The organism is Streptomyces sp. NBC_01275, assembly GCF_026340655.1.
Taxonomy (GTDB): Bacteria; Actinomycetota; Actinomycetes; order Streptomycetales; family Streptomycetaceae; genus Streptomyces.
On sequence record NZ_JAPEOZ010000001.1, the window covers coordinates 8,027,341 to 8,044,356 of the forward strand.

14 protein-coding genes are annotated in these 17,016 nt (G+C 71.5%); 9 read left to right on the forward strand and 5 right to left on the reverse strand.

Annotated features, from left to right (window positions below):
• Positions 1 to 21: 21 nt before the first annotated feature.
• The 5 genes from OG562_RS35190 to OG562_RS35210 all read left to right on the forward strand — a co-directional run bounded on the left by OG562_RS35190 (position 22) and on the right by OG562_RS35210 (position 6,870).
• Positions 22 to 1,605, forward strand: a complete 1,584-nt coding sequence (locus OG562_RS35190) for a PucR family transcriptional regulator (protein ID WP_266405356.1) — start codon at positions 22 to 24, stop codon at positions 1,603 to 1,605.
• Positions 1,606 to 1,760: 155 nt separating this feature from the next.
• Positions 1,761 to 2,603, forward strand: coding sequence for a nitrilase-related carbon-nitrogen hydrolase (locus tag OG562_RS35195; protein ID WP_266405358.1), 843 nt, complete (start codon positions 1,761 to 1,763; stop codon positions 2,601 to 2,603).
• A 94-nt stretch (positions 2,604 to 2,697) separates the two neighbouring features.
• Positions 2,698 to 4,101: a dihydropyrimidinase gene (gene hydA, locus OG562_RS35200; protein ID WP_266405360.1), complete on the forward strand. Its 1,404-nt coding sequence runs from the start codon at positions 2,698 to 2,700 to the stop codon at positions 4,099 to 4,101.
• 11 nt (positions 4,102 to 4,112) lie between these two features.
• Positions 4,113 to 5,132, forward strand: coding sequence for a TIGR03842 family LLM class F420-dependent oxidoreductase (locus OG562_RS35205; protein WP_266405361.1), 1,020 nt, complete (start codon positions 4,113 to 4,115; stop codon positions 5,130 to 5,132).
• A 175-nt stretch (positions 5,133 to 5,307) separates the two neighbouring features.
• Complete coding sequence (locus OG562_RS35210; RefSeq protein ID WP_266405363.1) at positions 5,308 to 6,870, forward strand: NCS1 family nucleobase:cation symporter-1; 1,563 nt, start codon at positions 5,308 to 5,310, stop codon at positions 6,868 to 6,870.
• Positions 6,871 to 6,959: 89 nt separating this feature from the next.
• Here the strand turns inward: OG562_RS35210 and OG562_RS35215 are convergent, their stop codons facing one another.
• The 5 genes from OG562_RS35215 to OG562_RS35235 form a co-directional block, all read right to left on the reverse strand.
• The gene (locus tag OG562_RS35215; RefSeq protein ID WP_266405364.1) at positions 6,960 to 7,628 is read right to left on the reverse strand and encodes a hypothetical protein; all 669 of its coding nucleotides are present in this window, start codon (positions 7,626 to 7,628) and stop codon (positions 6,960 to 6,962) included.
• Between the two features lie 133 nt (positions 7,629 to 7,761).
• Positions 7,762 to 9,318, reverse strand: a complete 1,557-nt coding sequence (locus tag OG562_RS35220) for a serine/threonine-protein kinase (RefSeq protein WP_266405365.1) — start codon at positions 9,316 to 9,318, stop codon at positions 7,762 to 7,764.
• A 97-nt stretch (positions 9,319 to 9,415) separates the two neighbouring features.
• Positions 9,416 to 10,822 (reverse strand): DHA2 family efflux MFS transporter permease subunit, encoded by a 1,407-nt coding sequence (locus tag OG562_RS35225; protein WP_266405367.1) that lies wholly within the window; start codon positions 10,820 to 10,822, stop codon positions 9,416 to 9,418.
• Between the two features lie 88 nt (positions 10,823 to 10,910).
• A complete protein-coding gene (locus OG562_RS35230) occupies positions 10,911 to 11,720 on the reverse strand; it encodes an alpha/beta fold hydrolase (RefSeq protein WP_266405369.1) in 810 nt (269 codons plus the stop codon).
• Between the two features lie 47 nt (positions 11,721 to 11,767).
• Entirely contained in the window at positions 11,768 to 12,226 is a 459-nt protein-coding gene (locus OG562_RS35235) for a cupin domain-containing protein (RefSeq protein ID WP_266405371.1), read from the reverse strand.
• 132 nt (positions 12,227 to 12,358) lie between these two features.
• Between OG562_RS35235 and OG562_RS35240 the strand changes: the two genes are divergently transcribed.
• The 4 genes from OG562_RS35240 (at position 12,359) to OG562_RS35255 (ending at position 16,912) form a co-directional block, all read left to right on the forward strand.
• On the forward strand, positions 12,359 to 12,964 hold the full coding sequence (locus tag OG562_RS35240; RefSeq protein ID WP_266405373.1) for a TetR/AcrR family transcriptional regulator: 606 nt from the start codon (positions 12,359 to 12,361) through the stop codon (positions 12,962 to 12,964).
• Positions 12,965 to 13,091: 127 nt separating this feature from the next.
• The gene (locus OG562_RS35245; RefSeq protein ID WP_266405374.1) at positions 13,092 to 14,009 is read left to right on the forward strand and encodes an oxygenase MpaB family protein; all 918 of its coding nucleotides are present in this window, start codon (positions 13,092 to 13,094) and stop codon (positions 14,007 to 14,009) included.
• A 111-nt stretch (positions 14,010 to 14,120) separates the two neighbouring features.
• A complete protein-coding gene (locus OG562_RS35250) occupies positions 14,121 to 15,968 on the forward strand; it encodes a gamma-glutamyltransferase family protein (RefSeq protein ID WP_266405375.1) in 1,848 nt (615 codons plus the stop codon).
• Between the two features lie 86 nt (positions 15,969 to 16,054).
• Positions 16,055 to 16,912, forward strand: a complete 858-nt coding sequence (locus tag OG562_RS35255) for an inositol monophosphatase family protein (protein ID WP_266405376.1) — start codon at positions 16,055 to 16,057, stop codon at positions 16,910 to 16,912.
• The last annotated feature ends 104 nt before the right edge of the window (positions 16,913 to 17,016 follow it).

Consider the following 17,016-nt stretch of genomic DNA (forward strand, 5'->3'; position numbering starts at 1 on the left):
GAGCAAGGGAATCACATCGCCATGACTGCCACCTTGGAGCCCTGGGGGCCCGTCGAGCCCCTGGAACCCGCCCTGTCGGTCCGTCAGGTCCTCTCCCTGGAACGGGTGCTGGCCGGGGAGCCCGAGGTGGTGGCCGGCGCGAGCCAGCTCGACCGGCCCGTGCGCTGGGTGCACGTCGCCGAGGCCGCCGACGTCGGCGTGATGCTCACCGGCGGCGAGATGGTGCTCACCACGGGCGTCCTGCTGGCCGGCGACGAGAACGCGCAGGCCGAGTACATCCGGTCCCTGCACCGCGCGGAGGCCGCCGCCGTCGTCCTCGGCCTGGGCCGGGCGTTCCCGGCCCCGCCGGCCGTGATGCGGCGCGCGGCCGAGCGGTGCGGGCTGCCGATGATCGTCCTCCATCGGCCGTTCCCCTTCGCCGAGTTGACCGAGGAGGTCCAGTCCCGGCTCGTGCGGCGGAAGTTCGCCGCCGTCAGTCTGTCGGAGTCGGTGCGGACCGCGCTCACCGGACTGATCACCGCGGGCGCGCCGCTGCAACGGCTGCTCGACGAGATCGCCCAGCACGCCGCCTGCCCGGTCGTCGTCACCAACCTCGCCCACCGGGTGCTGGCCACGGCGGGGGAGCGGTCGGCCGTCGACGACGTGCTGCGGGACTGGGAGCGCATCGCCCGCCAGGCCGGCGGCAGCGAGGGCGACGGCTGGATCCGCGCCGAGCTGGGCGGACGCGGCGAGCGATGGGGGCAGATCATGCTCTGCGGCCACCGGGGCGACACCGCGAGCGGACGGCTGCTCGCCGACCGGGCCGCCGAGGCCCTCGTCCTGCACCGCATGCTCGGCGGCGCCTCCGCCCACACCTGGGAGGAGCAGTCCGCGCAGAGCCTGCTCACCGACCTGGTCTCCGGCGTCGTACCGGCCAGACAGCTGCTGCCCCGCGCGCGGGCGGCCGGGCTCCCCGTCAACCGGCGCACCTTCGTCCCGCTCGTCGTACGCGACGGCGACCCCGCGCAACTCGACCGGACGCTGCGGCTGTTGGGGCTGCCCGGCCTGGTCGCCGAACTCGCGGACGGGGCCACGGCCGTGCTGCTCAGCCTCGCCCGCGACCAGGACGCCGAGGCGCTCGCCGCACACTTCGCGGCCCGGCTCAGGACGGAGTCCGGGGAGGCCCGCACGGTCGTCGCCGCAGCCGACCCGCGCACCGTCTGGGACGACGTGCCCGCCGGACTGCGCGAGGCCCAGCATGTCGCGGACGCCGTGGCCGACTCCTCGACCGCCCTCGACCTGCCGGCCGTCGTACGCCTGCGGGACGTCCATCTGCGCGGCCTGATCCGGCTGCTGCGGGACGACCCGCATGTGCAGTCCTTCGCCGAGCGCGAGCTGGACGGGCTGCTGTGCGCGGCCGGCGAGGACCTGCTCGCCGTACTGCGCACCTATCTGGCCACCGGCCGCAACAAGTCCCGCACCGCCCAGCTCCACCATGTCTCCCGGCCCGCCCTGTACCGGAGGCTGGAGGCCATAGAGGGCCGCCTCGGCGTGGACCTCGACGACTTCGAACAGGCCGCGTCCGTCCACATCGCGCTTCTCGCGCACGATGCGCAACAGGCCTGAAACATGCGACGACCTGCGAAAACGGCGGTGAAACATGGGTCGAGGAAGACGTGACACGGTGGCACGCCGGACTCCCGCAGGCGTGACACCGTGCAACTCAAAGCCTGCTTTCGGACTTTCTAGGCTCCTCGTACACCGAGCGACCGGAGGTCCCGATGAGCAGAGTGATCCGTGCCGCCATCTTCCAGACGGCCTGGACCGGCGACAAGGAGTCGATGATCCAGGTCCACGAGCAGGCGGTCCGCGACGCGGCCGCGCAGGGCGCCCAAGTCCTGTGCTTCCAGGAGCTGTTCTACGGACCGTATTTCTGCCAGGTCCAGGACCCGCAGTTCTACGAGTACGCCGAGCAGATCCCGGACGGCCCGATCGTGCAGCGCTTCCAGGCGCTCGCCAGGGAGCACGGCATCGTCCTGGTGCTGCCGATGTACGAGGAGGAGCAGCCCGGCGTCCTCTACAACACCGCCGCCGTGATCGACGCGGACGGTTCGTACCTCGGCAAGTACCGCAAGCACCACATCCCGCAGGTCAAGGGCTTCTGGGAGAAGTTCTACTTCCGCCCGGGGAACGTCGGCTGGCCGATCTTCGACACGGCCGTCGGCAAGATCGGCGTCTACATCTGCTACGACCGCCACTTCCCGGAGGGCTGGCGTGCGCTGGGGCTGGAGGGCGCCGAGATCGTCTTCAACCCGTCGGCGACCTCGCGCGGCCTGTCCGCCTACCTGTGGCAGCTGGAGCAGCCGGCGGCGGCCGTCGCCAACGAGTACTTCGTCGGCGCGATCAACCGGGTCGGCGTCGAGGAGCTCGGCGACAACGACTTCTACGGGACCTCGTACTTCGTGGACCCGGAGGCCCAGTTCGTCGGCGAGGTGGCCAGCGACAAGGAGAGCGAACTCGTCGTCCGCGACCTCGACATGGCCAAGTTGCGCGAGGTGCGCGACCGTTGGCAGTTCTACCGGGACCGCCGTCCCGAGGCGTACGGCCCGCTGACCGCTCCGTAACCGCGACGCCCGCCGGCCCGGTGCACGGGGATCGGGCCGGCGGGGCCGAACCGGCCTGCACCACACCAGTGTTGAACACGGTAGGAGAGGGAGTATGAGCAGCCGAACCGTCATCCGTGGCGGACTCGTCATCACCGCGTCCGACGAGATCCATGCCGACGTCCTGATCGAGGACGGCCGTATCGCCGCCCTCGCCGCCTCCGGCACCCCGGCCGCCGAGGCCTGGACCGCCGAGCGGGTCATCGACGCCACCGGGAAGTACGTCATCCCGGGCGGGGTCGACGCCCACACCCACATGGAGCTGCCGTTCGGCGGCACCTTCGCCTCCGACACCTTCGAGACCGGAACCCGGGCCGCCGCCTGGGGCGGGACGACGACGATCGTCGACTTCGCGGTGCAGAGCGTCGGCCACTCGCTGCGCGAAGGACTCGACGCCTGGCACGCCAAGGCCGAGGGCAACTGCGCGATCGACTACGCCTTCCACATGATCGTCTCCGACGTGAACCAGGACACGCTCAAGGAGATGGACCTCCTCGTCGAGGAAGGCGTCACCTCCTTCAAGCAGTTCATGGCCTACCCCGGCGTCTTCTACAGCGACGACGGCCAGATCCTGCGCGCCATGCAGCGCTCCGCCGAGAACGGCGGCCTGATCATGATGCACGCGGAGAACGGCATCGCCATCGACGTCCTGGTCGAGCAGGCGCTGGCCCGCGGCGAGACGGACCCGCGGTACCACGGCGAGGTCCGCAAGGCCCTCCTGGAGGCCGAGGCCACCCACCGCGCCATCAAGCTCGCCCAGGTCGCCGGCGCGCCCCTGTACGTCGTGCACGTCTCCGCGCAGGAGGCGGTCGCCGAGCTCGCCAAGGCGCGCGACGAGGGCCTCAACGTCTTCGGCGAGACCTGCCCGCAGTACCTGTTCCTGTCGACGGACAACCTCGCCGAACCCGACTTCGAGGGCTCGAAGTACGTGTGCTCGACGCCCCTGCGGCCCAAGGAGCACCAGGCCGCACTCTGGCGGGGCCTGCGCACCAACGACCTCCAGGTCGTCTCCACCGACCACTGCCCCTTCTGCTTCGTGGGCCAGAAGGAGCTCGGCCGGGGCGACTTCTCCAAGATCCCCAACGGTCTGCCCGGCGTCGAGAACCGCATGGACCTGCTCCACCAGGCCGTCGTCGACGGGCACATCAGCCGCCGCCGCTGGATCGAGATCGCCTGCGCCACCCCGGCCCGCATGTTCGGCATGTACCCCAAGAAGGGCACCATCGCCCCGGGCGCCGACGCCGACGTCGTCATCTACGACCCGCACGCCGATCAGATCGTCTCCGCCGAGACCCACCACATGAACGTCGACTACTCGGCGTACGAGGGCAAGCGCCTCACCGGCCGCGTCGAGACGGTCCTCTCGCGCGGCGAACTCGTCATCACCGAGCGGGAGTACACCGGACACGCCGGCCACGGCGTCTACACCCCGCGCTCCACCTGTCAGTACCTCAACTAGGAGCAGCGCACATGGACTTCGGACTCGTCCTGCAGACCGACCCGCCGGCCTCCAAGGTCGTCAGCCTGATGCAGCGCGCGGAGAACAACGGCTTCACCTACGGCTGGACCTTCGACTCCGCCGTGCTGTGGCAGGAACCGTTCGTGATCTACAGTCAGATCCTCTCCAGCACCACGAAGTTGACGGTCGGCCCCATGGTCACCAACCCGGGCACCCGCACCTGGGAGGTCACCGCCTCCACCTTCGCCACCCTCAACGACATGTTCGGCAACCGCACCGTCTGCGGCATCGGCCGCGGCGACTCCGCGATGCGCGTCGCCGGCCGCGCGCCCAACACCCTCGCCCGCATCAGCGGCGCCATGAAGGTCATCCGCTCCCTCGGCCGCGGCGACGAGGCCGACCTCGGCGGTACGGTCGTGAAGTTCCCGTGGGTCAAGCCCGGCGCCGAACTCCCCGTCTGGATGGCCGCGTACGGCCCCAAGGCGCTGAAGATGACCGGCGAGGAGGCCGACGGGTTCATCCTCCAGCTCGCCGACCTGTACCTCACCGAGTACATGGTGAAGGCCGTGAAGGACGCGGCCGTCGCCGCGGGCCGCGACCCCTCCGAGGTCAAGATCTGCGTCGCCGCCCCCGCCTACGTCACCGAGGACGACTCGCCCGAGGCGCTCGCCCACGCACGCGAGCAGTGCCGGTGGTTCGGCGGGATGGTCGGCAACCACGTCGCCGACCTGGTCTCGAAGTACGGCGAGCACTCCGCCGCCGTACCCGAGGAGCTCACCGACTACATCAAGGCCCGCGAGGGGTACGACTACTCGCACCACGGACGCGCCGACAACCCCGACACCGCGTTCGTGCCCGACGAGATCGTCGACCGGTTCTGCATCATCGGACCGGTCGAGAAGCACATCGAGAAGCTGAACGCGCTGCGCGAGCTGGGCGTCGACCAGTTCGCCGTCTACGACATGCACGACGCCCAGGAGACCGTCATCGACGCCTACGGGTCGACGGTGATTCCCGCCCTCAACGGCTGACCCACGACCCACGACCCACGACCCGCGCCCCGCGCGGGCCGGCGAAGAAAACCCCTGGCCACCGCTCACCTCCCCATCCCCCCACTCCAGTTCTCCCCTCCCCGCCCGCCCGGGGGGAGGGGGCCGGAGCCCGCACGGCCTTTCCGGATCCGCCCCTCGTTTGATTGGCCTGCCCATGACCGACACCGCTTCCCCGGCCATACCGCCGACCGCCCAAGTCACCCTCGCCGACGGCCGGGTGGAGATCGCTCCTGGTTCGCCGCAGCCCAGCGGCCCCTACGCCAACGAGGACCTGCTCCCGGTCCCCGTGGAGAAGCGCACCTGGACCACGTACAACTTCTCCGCGCTGTGGGTCGGCATGGCCCACAACACGGCCTCGTGGACCCTCGCCTCCGGTCTGATCGCCGTCGGCATGGACTGGAAGCAGGCGGTGCTCACCATCGCCCTGGCCAACGTCATCGTGCTGGTGCCGATGCTGCTCACCGGCCACGCGGGACCGAAGTACGGCATCCCCTTCCCGGTCTTCGCCCGCGCCTCCTTCGGCATCCGCGGCGCCAACCTGCCCGCCGTCGTACGGGCGTTGGTGGCCTGCGGCTGGTTCGGCATCCAGACCTGGATCGGCGGCGAGGCGATCTACTTCCTCGCCGGGAAACTGATCGGCAACGGCTGGAGCGACGCCGGGAAGATCGGCGGCTACGCCTGGACGATGTGGCTGTCGTTCGCGATCTTCTGGGCGATCCAGGTCGCGATCATCTACCGGGGCATGGAGACGATCCGCCGCTTCGAGAACTGGGCGGCGCCCTTCGTCCTCGTCGGCGCGCTGGTGATGCTGATCTGGATGAGCAACAAGGCAGGCGGCTTCGGCCCGTTGCTCGACCAGCCCTCCAAGCTCGGCTGGGGCGCAGACTTCTGGAAGCTGTTCTGGCCCTCCCTCATGGGCATGATCGGCTTCTGGTCCACCCTGTCGCTGAACATCCCCGACTTCACCCGCTACGGCAAGAGCCAGAAGGCGCAGACGTGGGGACAGGCGCTCGGTCTTCCGACGACCATGACGCTGTTCGCGCTGCTGTCCGTGATGGTCACCTCCGGCTCGCAGGCCGTGTACGGCGAGACGATCTGGGACCCGGTACAGCTCGCCGCCAAGACGGACAACGTCTTCGGGCTGCTGTTCGCGCTGGTGACCGTGCTGGTGGCGACCCTGTCCGTGAACATCGCGGCCAACCTGGTCTCGCCGGCCTTCGACTTCTCCAACATCGCGCCCCGGAAGATCAGTTTCCGTACCGGCGCCCTCGCGACCTGCGTCCTCGGCGTGCTGATCTTCCCCTGGAAGCTGTACTCCGACCCGCAGGGCTACATCTTCACCTGGCTCGGCCTGGTCGGCGGTCTGCTGGGCACGGTCGCCGGCATCCTCATCGCCGACTACTGGGTCCTGCGCCGCGGCAAGCTGGACCTCGCCGACCTGTACCGCACGGGCGGCCGCTACTGGTACGACGGCGGCTGGAACTGGCGGGCCGTGGTGGCCTTCGTGACCGGCGGTGTGCTCGCCGTCGGCGGCGCCAGCTTCAAGCCGCTGATCGACGGACGGCCCATCCCGGCGCTGGAGTCCCTCGCCGACTACGGCTGGGCGGTCGGGCTCGGCACCTCGATGGCGCTGTACCTGGCGCTGATGCTGCTGCGCGGACGCCAGGAGGAGCACGAGGAGCACGAGGAGCACGAGGGGGCGGTGTCCAAGGCGTAGGGCGACGCGCGGTGCGACGTGTTACGTGACCCGTTGTGCAACGTGAGGCGTTGCGCAACCCGCTTCGACAGAACGGCCGGAGGAGCAGCTCAGCTCTTCTGGCCGTTCTGCAGTGCGGCCACCGCTTCCTTCGCCGCCTTGATCGCGCCCTTGTTGATCTCGTCCGTGCCGGGGGCCTTCTTCGACTCGAAGTCGCTGCCGTTGTAGGTGATGACCACCAGCGCGTTGGACACCTGGGCGATCACCACGCCCTCACGGGTCTGCTGCTTGTCCTCGGTCGTGAGGTTCACCACGGAGTACGCCTGGTTCCCGAGGCCCGGGACCGCCCCGCCGCCGCTCTTCTCCTTGAGACGGTCCTTGTACGAGCTCTGTGCCGCTTCGTCGGAGTCCGTGATCTCGAAGGAGACGTCGAGCCAGCGGTAGTCGTACCCCTTGAGCGCGTTCCAGGAGCAGGTGCGGCGCAGCTTGCTGTCCGTCGACGCGATCTCCTTGCCGGCCGTCTTGGCGGCGGGCACCAGCGAGGTGATCGTCTTCGTGGCCACGCTGGTGCAGGGCGGGGGCGCGGCGGCGTACGTCTTGGACACGGCCGACGTCGACGGCGCGGTCGGCGACGTGGACTCGGTCTTGCGGGTGTCCTTGCTTGCGGTGTCCTGCGTCTCGGTGTTCGGACCGGACGAAAGCGCCCAGCCCGCGCAGGCGAGCACGACCACCGGGGACAGACGCGCGGTGAGGGCGAGCGGCAGTGGGAGAGAGCGCACGACGCACTTTCGTGGGGGACGGTGCGGACGGGAGTCCGCGATGCGGACAAGGGACTGCAGTCTCACACGACTCCCTGTGAGGTGGAAGGGTCGAACTCGCTCCGTGGTCGCACGGTGACAGGAGGGGGGCCCGTCAAGGCTGGTGCGTGACGCTCACTCGTACGGTCAGCGTCCCCCTGTTGTCCCCGGAGCAGGATCCGGCGGTGTCGTTCATGCCCAGTTGCAGGGTGCCGTTCCCGGTGGCCCGGAAGGTCAGCTTCTTTCCGACGGTGCGGACGGGGGAGTCCTTGTCGCCCGCGAGGACCGCCAGCAGGCTGCCGAACGGCGCCGCGGGCTTGACCTTGCAGTCCGCCGCGAAGTCCAGCCAGGCGCCGGTCTTCGCGTCGTAGCCGGCCGGCCCGGTCATGGGCATGTTCTGGTGGTCGGCCGTCCACTCTCCCGAGACGAATCGCACGGTGACCTCGTCTCCCCGCTGGACGGCCGCTCCGGGCACCGGCTGCCAGCCGGTCGCCGACTGGACGACCTGACTGACGGTCGTCGTCGTCGGGTCCTTCTTCAACGGCAGCACCCCGGTGACGAACAGACCGCCTCCGACGCCGGCCGCCAGCACGGCCGTACCGGCCAGGGCCCACCACAGCCGCTTGCGCCCCGCCGAGCGGGACCCCTCATGCCGCGAGGGCTGCGACGGCGGGGGCAACGCGGTGTGCCGTGCCGTCGGCACGGTTCCCCCGGCCGCGACGAGCCGCTGCCGGCCACTGGTCACCGTGTCCGCGTAGGCCGACGGGGCCGACGGCGCGAACACGCGCACGGTCGCCGGCGGCGGCTCGGCGCCCGTCTCCCCCGCCGCGACGCGCCGCAGCGCGGCTCGTGCGCCGGCCGCCGAGGGGCGCTCGTCCGGGGACTTGCGCAGCAGCGCCTCGACCACCGGGCGCAACGGGCCGAGCCGCTCCGGCAGAACGGGTTCCTCGTACGCCACCGCGTGCAGCGTGGCGGGCGCCGCCGGTCTGCGGAACGGGGACAGCCCGCCGCAGACCGTGGCGAGGGTCGCGCCGAGCGAGAACAGGTCGGAGGCCGGGCCGGCCTCCGCTCCCGTCACCCGCTCGGGCGCCATGAACTCGAGGGAGCCGACCAGTTCACCGGTGGTCGTCAGGAACTCGCCGTCGTCCAGGGCGGCGATGCCGAAGTCCGTGAGGACGGCGTTGCCGTCGCGGCGCAGCAGGACGTTGGCGGGTTTCACATCGCGATGCAGGGTGCCGGCCGTGTGCACGGCCTCCAGCGCGTCGAGCAGTTGCAGACCGAGGGCGGCGGTGTGCTGAGGGGTGAGCGGTCCGGTCTCGGCGATCCGGTGGGCCAACGAGGGCCCCTCGACGAGTTCCATGACGATCCACAGCCGGTCCTCGGACTCGATCAGGTCGTGGACGCCGACCACGTGGGGGTGCGGCACCCGGGCGACCGCACGGGCCTCACGGACGGCCCGGCGCATCCGTATGCGGTGCTCCTCGTCGCCGTGGGTGAGGACATGCAGTTCCTTGGCGGCGACCGGCCGGTCGAGCAGTTGGTCGTGGGCGCGCCAGACCGTGCCCATGCCGCCTCTGCCGAGGACGTCGTGGAGCAGATACCGGCCGGCGATCAGCCGTTCCGAGTCGCGTGCCGAACGCGTCGCCGCCGGGGGATCGCCATCTCGGGACATCACGCGCTCTCTCACGTTCTCTTTTCCGGCGGTCTGGAAAGCCCGCCGGTCGTCGTTCGTTCGAACCGGGGTGAGCATAGCGGAGCACCCGGCGGTCCTATTCCGTCAACACCGTTGAAGCGAACGGAACTTGACGGTCCGTGTCCTGCTTGCGCGCGGCCCACGGGCCGGAGGTCAGGACGCCCAGGGCGAGGACGGTCAGCCCGCAGCCGGCGATGATCCACCAGGGGGCCGAGGTCGCCCCGGCGGCGATCGCCGCGCCGGTCACCGCGATGCCGAGCGCGGCGCCGACCTGGCGGCTGGTCGCGGCGATCGCGGCGGCCACCCCGGCCTGGGCCCGCGGCAGGCCCGAGACCGCGGTGTCGGTGATGGGCGCGTTGACGAAGCCGAAGCCCAGACCGAACAACGCGTACGCCGTGAACAGCAGGATGTCCGAGCGGTCCGCGGTGCGGGTGGCGGGAAGGGCCAGCAGGCCGCCCGCGGTGAGGCCGGCCCCGGCGAGCAGCAGCGGGACACGGGGGCCGCGGCTGCCCACGATCCGCCCGGACAGCGGCGGGCACACCAGGGACAGCACGGCCATCGGCAGCAGATGCACCCCGGTGTCCAGAGCGCTGAGCCCCCGCACCTGTTGCAGATAGAGGGTGTTGGCGAACAGGAAGCCGCCGAGTGCGGCGAAGGCGCACACCGCCATCACCGTCGCCCCGCTGAAGGGCACGCTGCGGAAGAGGCGCGGTTCGATCAGCGGTTCGACGCGTCTCCTCTCGTAGGGGATGAAGGCGGCCGACGCGCCGACCGCCGCGATCAGGCAGGTGACGATGACCGGGGAGGTCCAGCCCTGGCTCGGCGCCTCGATGACGGCGTACGTCAGGGCGCCGAGCGCGGTGATCACCAGAAGTTGGCCCACCGGGTCCGCCCTGCGGGGGCGCGGCGCACGGGACTCCGGGACGAACAGGGCGGTCAGCAGCAGCGCGGCCAGCCCGATCGGCACGTTCAGCCAGAACACCGACCGCCATCCGGCCGTCTGCACCAGTACGCCGCCGAGGATCGGCCCGGCCGCCATGCTGACGCCCACCACCCCGCCCCACACGCCGATGGCCCGCGCCCGCTGCCGCGGTGAGGGGAAGGCGTGGGCGAGGATCGCCATGGCGACCGGGGTGAGCATGCAGCCGCCCACCGCCTGGGCCATGCGGAAGGCGATCAGCCAGTCCAGCGAGGGCGCCAGGCTGCACAGCGCCGATCCGCCGGTGAACAGCACGAGTCCGAGGAGGAGGACGCGCCGTCGCCCGACGCGGTCGGCCGTGGAGCCGGCCAGGATGAGCAGCGAGGCCAGCACGATGGTGTACGCGTCGAGGGTCCACTGCAGGCCGGACAGGGAGCTGTGCAGGTCCTCCTGGATCGAGGGCAGGGCGACGTTGAGGACGGTGGTGTCGAGGCTGACCAGCAGCACGCTCAGACAGCAGACGGCCAGGACCAGCGAGGGTCTGCTGCGGTCGGGTCGAGCCATGTCGGGCGCCCTTCTCGTCGGTCGGTGCGGCGGTCGGTCGGCGCCGCGGTCGGTGAATGTCGCGACCGTCGGTCGGCGCCGCGGCCGGTCAGTGCTGCGGCCGGTCGGCGGCGTGGGCGTCGGCGAAGTCCCAGAGCACCGGCAGGAACTGCTCGGGCGTCTCGGCCTGGGGCATGTGGCCGGTGCCCTCCAGCAGACGGAACTCCGCGTCCGGGACGGCCTGCGCGTACGCGCGTCCGTAGCCCGCGTCCACGACCTGGTCGCTCGCGCCCCACGCGACCAGCGTCGGGTGGGCGACCTTGGCGAGGCGCTCCGGCAGGGTGGGGTCGGCCATCGCGTGCGGGCCCGAATAGACCTGCAGGGTGGCCCGGTTGGCGGCCATGACCGCGCGCTGCGCCTCGGTCAGCCTGCTGGGGTCGAAGCGGAATTTCGAGGGGTCGTGGAAGGAGAGGCGGGACAGCTCGACGGGGGTCAGGGAGAAGGTGTCGGCGATCGGGTGGCCGGGGACGGGGATGCCGACGGCGTTGACGAGGGTGACACTGCCGATCCGGTCGCTGCCCAGGGCCGCTAGCTCGGCGGCGATCCAGCCGCCGATGGAGTTGCCGACGACGGCGACGTCACGCAGGTCGAGCGCGTCGAGCAGCTGTGCGTAGACCTGGGCCAGGGTCGTGACGTCGGTCAGCCACTCGGGGCGGGCGGTGCCGTCGAAGCCGGGGTGGACCGGGGTGAACACCCGGGCCGGACGCCGCTCGGCCAGGAGGCCGGCGAAGGGGGCGACGGTCCCCGGGCCGCCGCCTCCGTGCAGGAGGAGGAAGGGACGGCCCTCCTGGCCGTAGAGGTCGACGGTGACGTCGAGGCCGCCCTGGTCGAGCGTGAGGGGGTGGGTGCTGCGGGTCATGCGGTGCTCCTCAAGTGGGCTGTGTCGACAGGACAGTCGGGTCGCCGTCACGCGAAGTCGGTCGCGGGGACGGTGGCGTAGCGGCTCATCGCCTCGACCGTCGACTCCGGGGTGAGTTCCCGGCCGCCGGCGATCATGTTCCGCAGGTCGCGGAAGTACTGGACGTAGAGGTCGGGCGTGAAGGTGTTGAGCATCACCGCCGGCTCGTCGCCGAGGTTGGCGAAGGTGTGCGGGGCGCCGGGCGGGATCATGGCGAGCGTGCCGGCCGGGGCCGCGTGGGTCGTCTCCCCGATGGTGAAGTGCACGGTGCCGGAGACGACGTAGAAGCCCTCGTCGTGCTGGGCGTGGCGGTGCTGCGGCGGGCCCTGGGTGTGCGGGGCGATGGTGATCTCCCCGATGCCGAGGCGGTGCCCGGTGGTGCTGCCGTCCTCGAGGATGCGCATCTGTGTGGGGCCCAGCCGGATCGTCTCGCCGCCGTCCGGGCCGACCAGGGAAACCGTGCTCATTGCTCCTCCTGAAGTCCTTCGTGAGAGCCGACTCTCAGGAGACTAGAGAAGTCGAGTGTCGTTATGCAAGTCCACTCTCATGAAGAGAGGTGACTGCTAGCATGAGGGTGGATCAACAGGAGGAGTCGTACGATGACGGCGCAGACGGGCACCGGACGCACCAACCAGAAGCAGCGCACGCGGACGGCGATCGTGGCGGCCGCCCGAGAGCTCATCGGCACGGGCGCCGAGGTGACCATGCCGGCGATCGCCCACGCGGCCCTGGTGTCCGAGGCCACCGCCTACCGGTACTTCCCCGACCTGCCGTCGCTGATCAGCGAGGCCCTGGCCGGCGTCTGGCCGCCCCCCGCCGAGGCGCTCGCGCCGGTCGCGGAATCCGGCGACCCCGTCGAACGCACGGCCTTCGCCTGCGCGTTCCTGCTCCGCGGCGTCCTCGCCCGCCAGGGCGCGGTACGCGCGATGATCGCCGCCACCGTCACCCGGCCCGAGACGGTGACCGGGCGACCCGGGATTCGCTTCGGACTCATCGACCATGCGCTCCTGCCGCTGGAGGACACGCTCGGCGCGACGGACCCGGACGCGTTCGCCCAACTCAAACGGGACCTGGCCGTGGTCGTGAGCGCCGAGGCGCTCTTCACCCTCACCGATCTGTGCGGCCTCGACCCCGACGACGCCGTCGCCAGCGCCGTGCGGACCGCAACCACCCTCACCGAGGCGGCAGTTCGCTCGACCGCATAGCGGCTGGGGCGCAGACCGCCCCTTCCGATAGGAAGGGGGCGGTGCGGCGCCCCGGTCGGCCCGGTGGGAGTCGGCAACCGACGACGACGCCGCCGGGGTCCTGAAACCGAGACAGGGGGAGCAGACGGTGCGCCGTGGGTACAGGTGGGTCGAGCGCGAACTGGCTCGCATGGACCCGGAGACCGACGGAGAGCGGATGATCTCGCTCTACGTCGGCCACCGGGTCCCGGAGTTCGCCCTGGCGATGATGATCTATCCGGGCACCATGCGCATGATGCAGCCGAGCACGGGAGCCGCCACCCTGGCCCACACCGGGAAGCTGGAGACGAGGCCCGACCGGCGTTTCCAGGACGGCAACGACTTCCTGACGGCCTGGATGGTGGACGGCATATCCAGCGCGGCGGGCCGCAGAGCCGCCGAACGACTGAACCGCATCCACCTGGCCGTCGCCCGCAGTACCCCGCACTTGCCCGGCAACTTCGACGACATCGACGACTTCGTCTACCCCCTGGTCCTGCTGGCCACGTTCGGCGACCGCCTGCAGACCTCGCTGGGCCTGCCCGGCACGAGCGAACCCATGAAGATCGCGTGGCACCGCTGGGCGCAGGGACTCTTCCGCCTCCTGGAACGCGAGTCCGGCCCCTTGGCCGACGAGGCGTTCCCCGAGGACTGGAACGCGATGACCGAGTTCGCCTCGAAGTTCGACTCCCGGCCCTACGAGCCGACGGAGTCCGGCCGCCGGGTGGCGAACGCGATGATGGACTTCTTCGCCGAGCGCTGGTTTCCCGCGCCCTTCCGGGCGTTCGGCCGGGACCTGACCCGGTACCTCGCCGGCGAGCGGGTCTGCCGGCTCCACGGGATCGGCTGGATCAGCCCCCGCCGCGAGCGGATCGTCCGCGTCTTCCTGAAGTCCGCGTTCCGGATCCAACGCCTTCTGCCCGACTACCGCACCCCGCTTCCCGAGCGCCTCCGGCGTACCAGACGGACCAGACGGACGGGGCAGACCCGACGGACCCGACGGACCGGGCGCACCACACGCGCCTGACGCACACTCTCCGGACTCTCTTCAGGACCGATCCCGTAAATTCTCCCCAGGACCGATCCCGTCCGCCGACCGGTTCGACCGCTGGGCGGAAACGACGAGGTGAGAGGCCATATGTTCACGACCCGTCCCACGCTCCAGGGCACCTTCGGCATGGTGTCCTCCACGCACTGGCTGGCCTCCCAGTCGGCGATGGCCGTCCTGGAGGACGGCGGCAACGCCTACGACGCGGCCGTCGCCGGCGCCTTCGTCCTGCACATCGTCGAACCGCACCTCAACGGACCCGCCGGCGAGGTCCCGATCCTGCTCGCCCCGGCGGGCGGCGAGGTGCGGGTGCTGTGCGGGCAGGGCGTGGCTCCGGCGGGCGCGACGGTCGCCCGCTACCGGGGGCTGGGCCTGGATCTCGTCCCCGGCACGGGACCCCTGGCCGCCGCCGTGCCCGGCGCGTTCGACGCGTGGATGCTCCTGCTGCGCGACCACGGCACCAAACCCCTGGCCGACGTCCTCGAGTACGCCATCGGGTACGCCGAGCACGGGCACGCGCCCGTGGAGAACGTCGGCGCGACCGTCGAGACGGTACGGGAGCTGTTCGAGACCGAGTGGACCTCGTCGGCGGAGGTGTACCTGCCGGGCGGGCGGGCGCCGCGGCCGGGCGAGCTGTTCCGCAACCCCGCACTCGCCGCCACCTGGCGGCGGCTGCTCGCCGAGACCGCCGGGGCAGGAGGCCGGGAGGCTCAGATCGAGGCCGCGCGGGAGGTGTGGCGGACCGGCTTCGTCGCCGAGGCCCTGGTCCGGCAGTCCGGCCGCCCGACCCTGGACACCAGCGGCGAGCGCCACACCGGCACGCTCACCTCCGCCGACCTCGCCGACTGGTCCGCGACGTACGAGGCCCCGGCGACGTACGACTGGAACGGCTGGACCCTGTGCAAGGCCGGCCCCTGGAGTCAGGGCCCGGCCCTCCTCCAGCAGCTCGCCCTGCTCCCGCCCGAGCTGCCCGCGTACGGCTCCGCCGACTACGTCCACCTGCTGATCGAGGGCTGCAAGCTCGCCATGGCCGACCGGGAGGCCTGGTACGGCGACGCGGCCGACGTCCCGCTGGACGAGCTGCTCTCGGACTCCTACAACGCCGGGCGGCGCACCCTCGTCGGCGACAAGGCGTCGTACGACCTGCGGCCCGGCAGCCCCGGCGGACGCGAGCCGCGGCTCAGCGCGCACGCGCACGTGGTCGCCGCCGACGAGCCGGGCTTCGACCCGATGGGGGCGGGGGAGCCGACGGTCGCGACCGTATCGGCGGCGCCGGCGTCGGCGACGTGGAAGGAGGCCGGGGGCGAGGCACGCGTGCGTGCCGACGGGGCCACCCGGGGCGACACCTGTCACCTCGACGTCGTCGACCGCTGGGGCAACATGGTCGCGGCCACGCCCAGCGGCGGCTGGCTGCAGTCCAACCCGGTCGTGCCCGAGCTGGGCTTTCCGCTCGGCACACGGTTGCAGATGACCTGGCTGGAGGAGGGGCTGCCGAACTCGCTGACGCCCGGCCGCCGTCCCCGCACCACCCTCACCCCCTCGCTGGCGCTGCGCGACGGCGTGCCGGTACTGGCCTTCGGCACACCCGGCGGCGACCAGCAGGACCAGTGGCAACTGCACTTCCTGCTGGCCGTCGCCCTGCGCGCACGCGTGCGCGGCAGACTCGACCTCCAGGGCGCGATCGACGCCCCGAACTGGCACAACGACGGCTTCCCCGGCTCCTTCTACCCGCGCGGCATGCGGCCGGGCAGCGTGACCGTCGAGTCCCGGATGCCCGCCGACGTCGTCGAGGAACTGCGCCGGCGCGGACACGACGTGACCGTCGGCGACCCCTGGTCCGAGGGCCGGCTGTGCGCGGTCGCCCGTGACCCGGGCACCGGCATCCTGTCGGCGGCGGCGAACCCGCGGGGCATGCAGGGGTACGCGGTGGGCCGCTGACCTCGCGTACGTGTTCTTCATCCCGTTTCCACCCGCAGTGCACCGGTGGGCCGGGGATTGTCAGTGGGGCGTGCTCTCATGGAGACATGATCGAAGACATGGAAACCATCGACGAGTTTCTCGCCCGCCACCGCGCCGACGTGGAGGAAGCGGTCCGCAAGGCCGCCGCGGCCGAGATCATGCCCCGCTTCCGGCAGCTCGCCGCGCACGAGGTCGACCAGAAGAGCGGCCCCCACGACCTGGTGACCGACGCCGACCGGGGCGCCGAGCGGTATCTCACCGACGCCCTCGGCGCGCTGCTGCCCGGCTCGGTCGTCGTCGGCGAGGAGGCGGTGCACGCCGACCCGGCGACGTACGAGGCGATCCAGGGCGACGCGCCGGTCTGGATCGTCGACCCCGTGGACGGGACGCGCCAGTTCGTGCACGGCGACGACGGCTTCTGCACGCTGGTCGCGCTCGCCCGGCACGGCGTCGTGCTCGCCTCCTGGACCTACGCTCCGGCCCGCGACCAGCTCGCCACGGCCGTGCGCGGCGGAGGCGCCTTCCTCGACGGCGAGCGGCTCCTCGCCGGGTCGCCCGCCCCCGGCCGCGACCTGACGGTGGCCACCTCGCACCCCGACTACACCACCGACGACCAGAAGCGCGCCCTGCTGGGCCTGTGGACCGACGGCGTCGCACCGCGCGCCTGCGGATCGGCCGGCCTGGAGTATCTGGCGATCGCCCGGGGAGAGCTGGACGCGACGGCCTTCTCCTGGGAGGCCGCATGGGACCACGCGGCGGGACTGCTGCTGGTCGAGGAGGCGGGCGGCGCCCACCTGACCCTCACCGGCGAGCCGTTCCGGATCACCGGCGGCAACAGCCTGCCGTTCACGGCGGCCCGGGACGCGGCGACGGCACGGCGGGTGGCGGCACTGCTGTCGGTCTCAGGGGCTGTGAGGCGCTGAGCTGACGGGCGCGCCTGACGGCCGCACCTGACGGGTGATCGGAATCCGGCCTGACGTCGGCCTGACGTCCGCCTGATGCCGACCTGACGGTTCGAGGCGTTCGA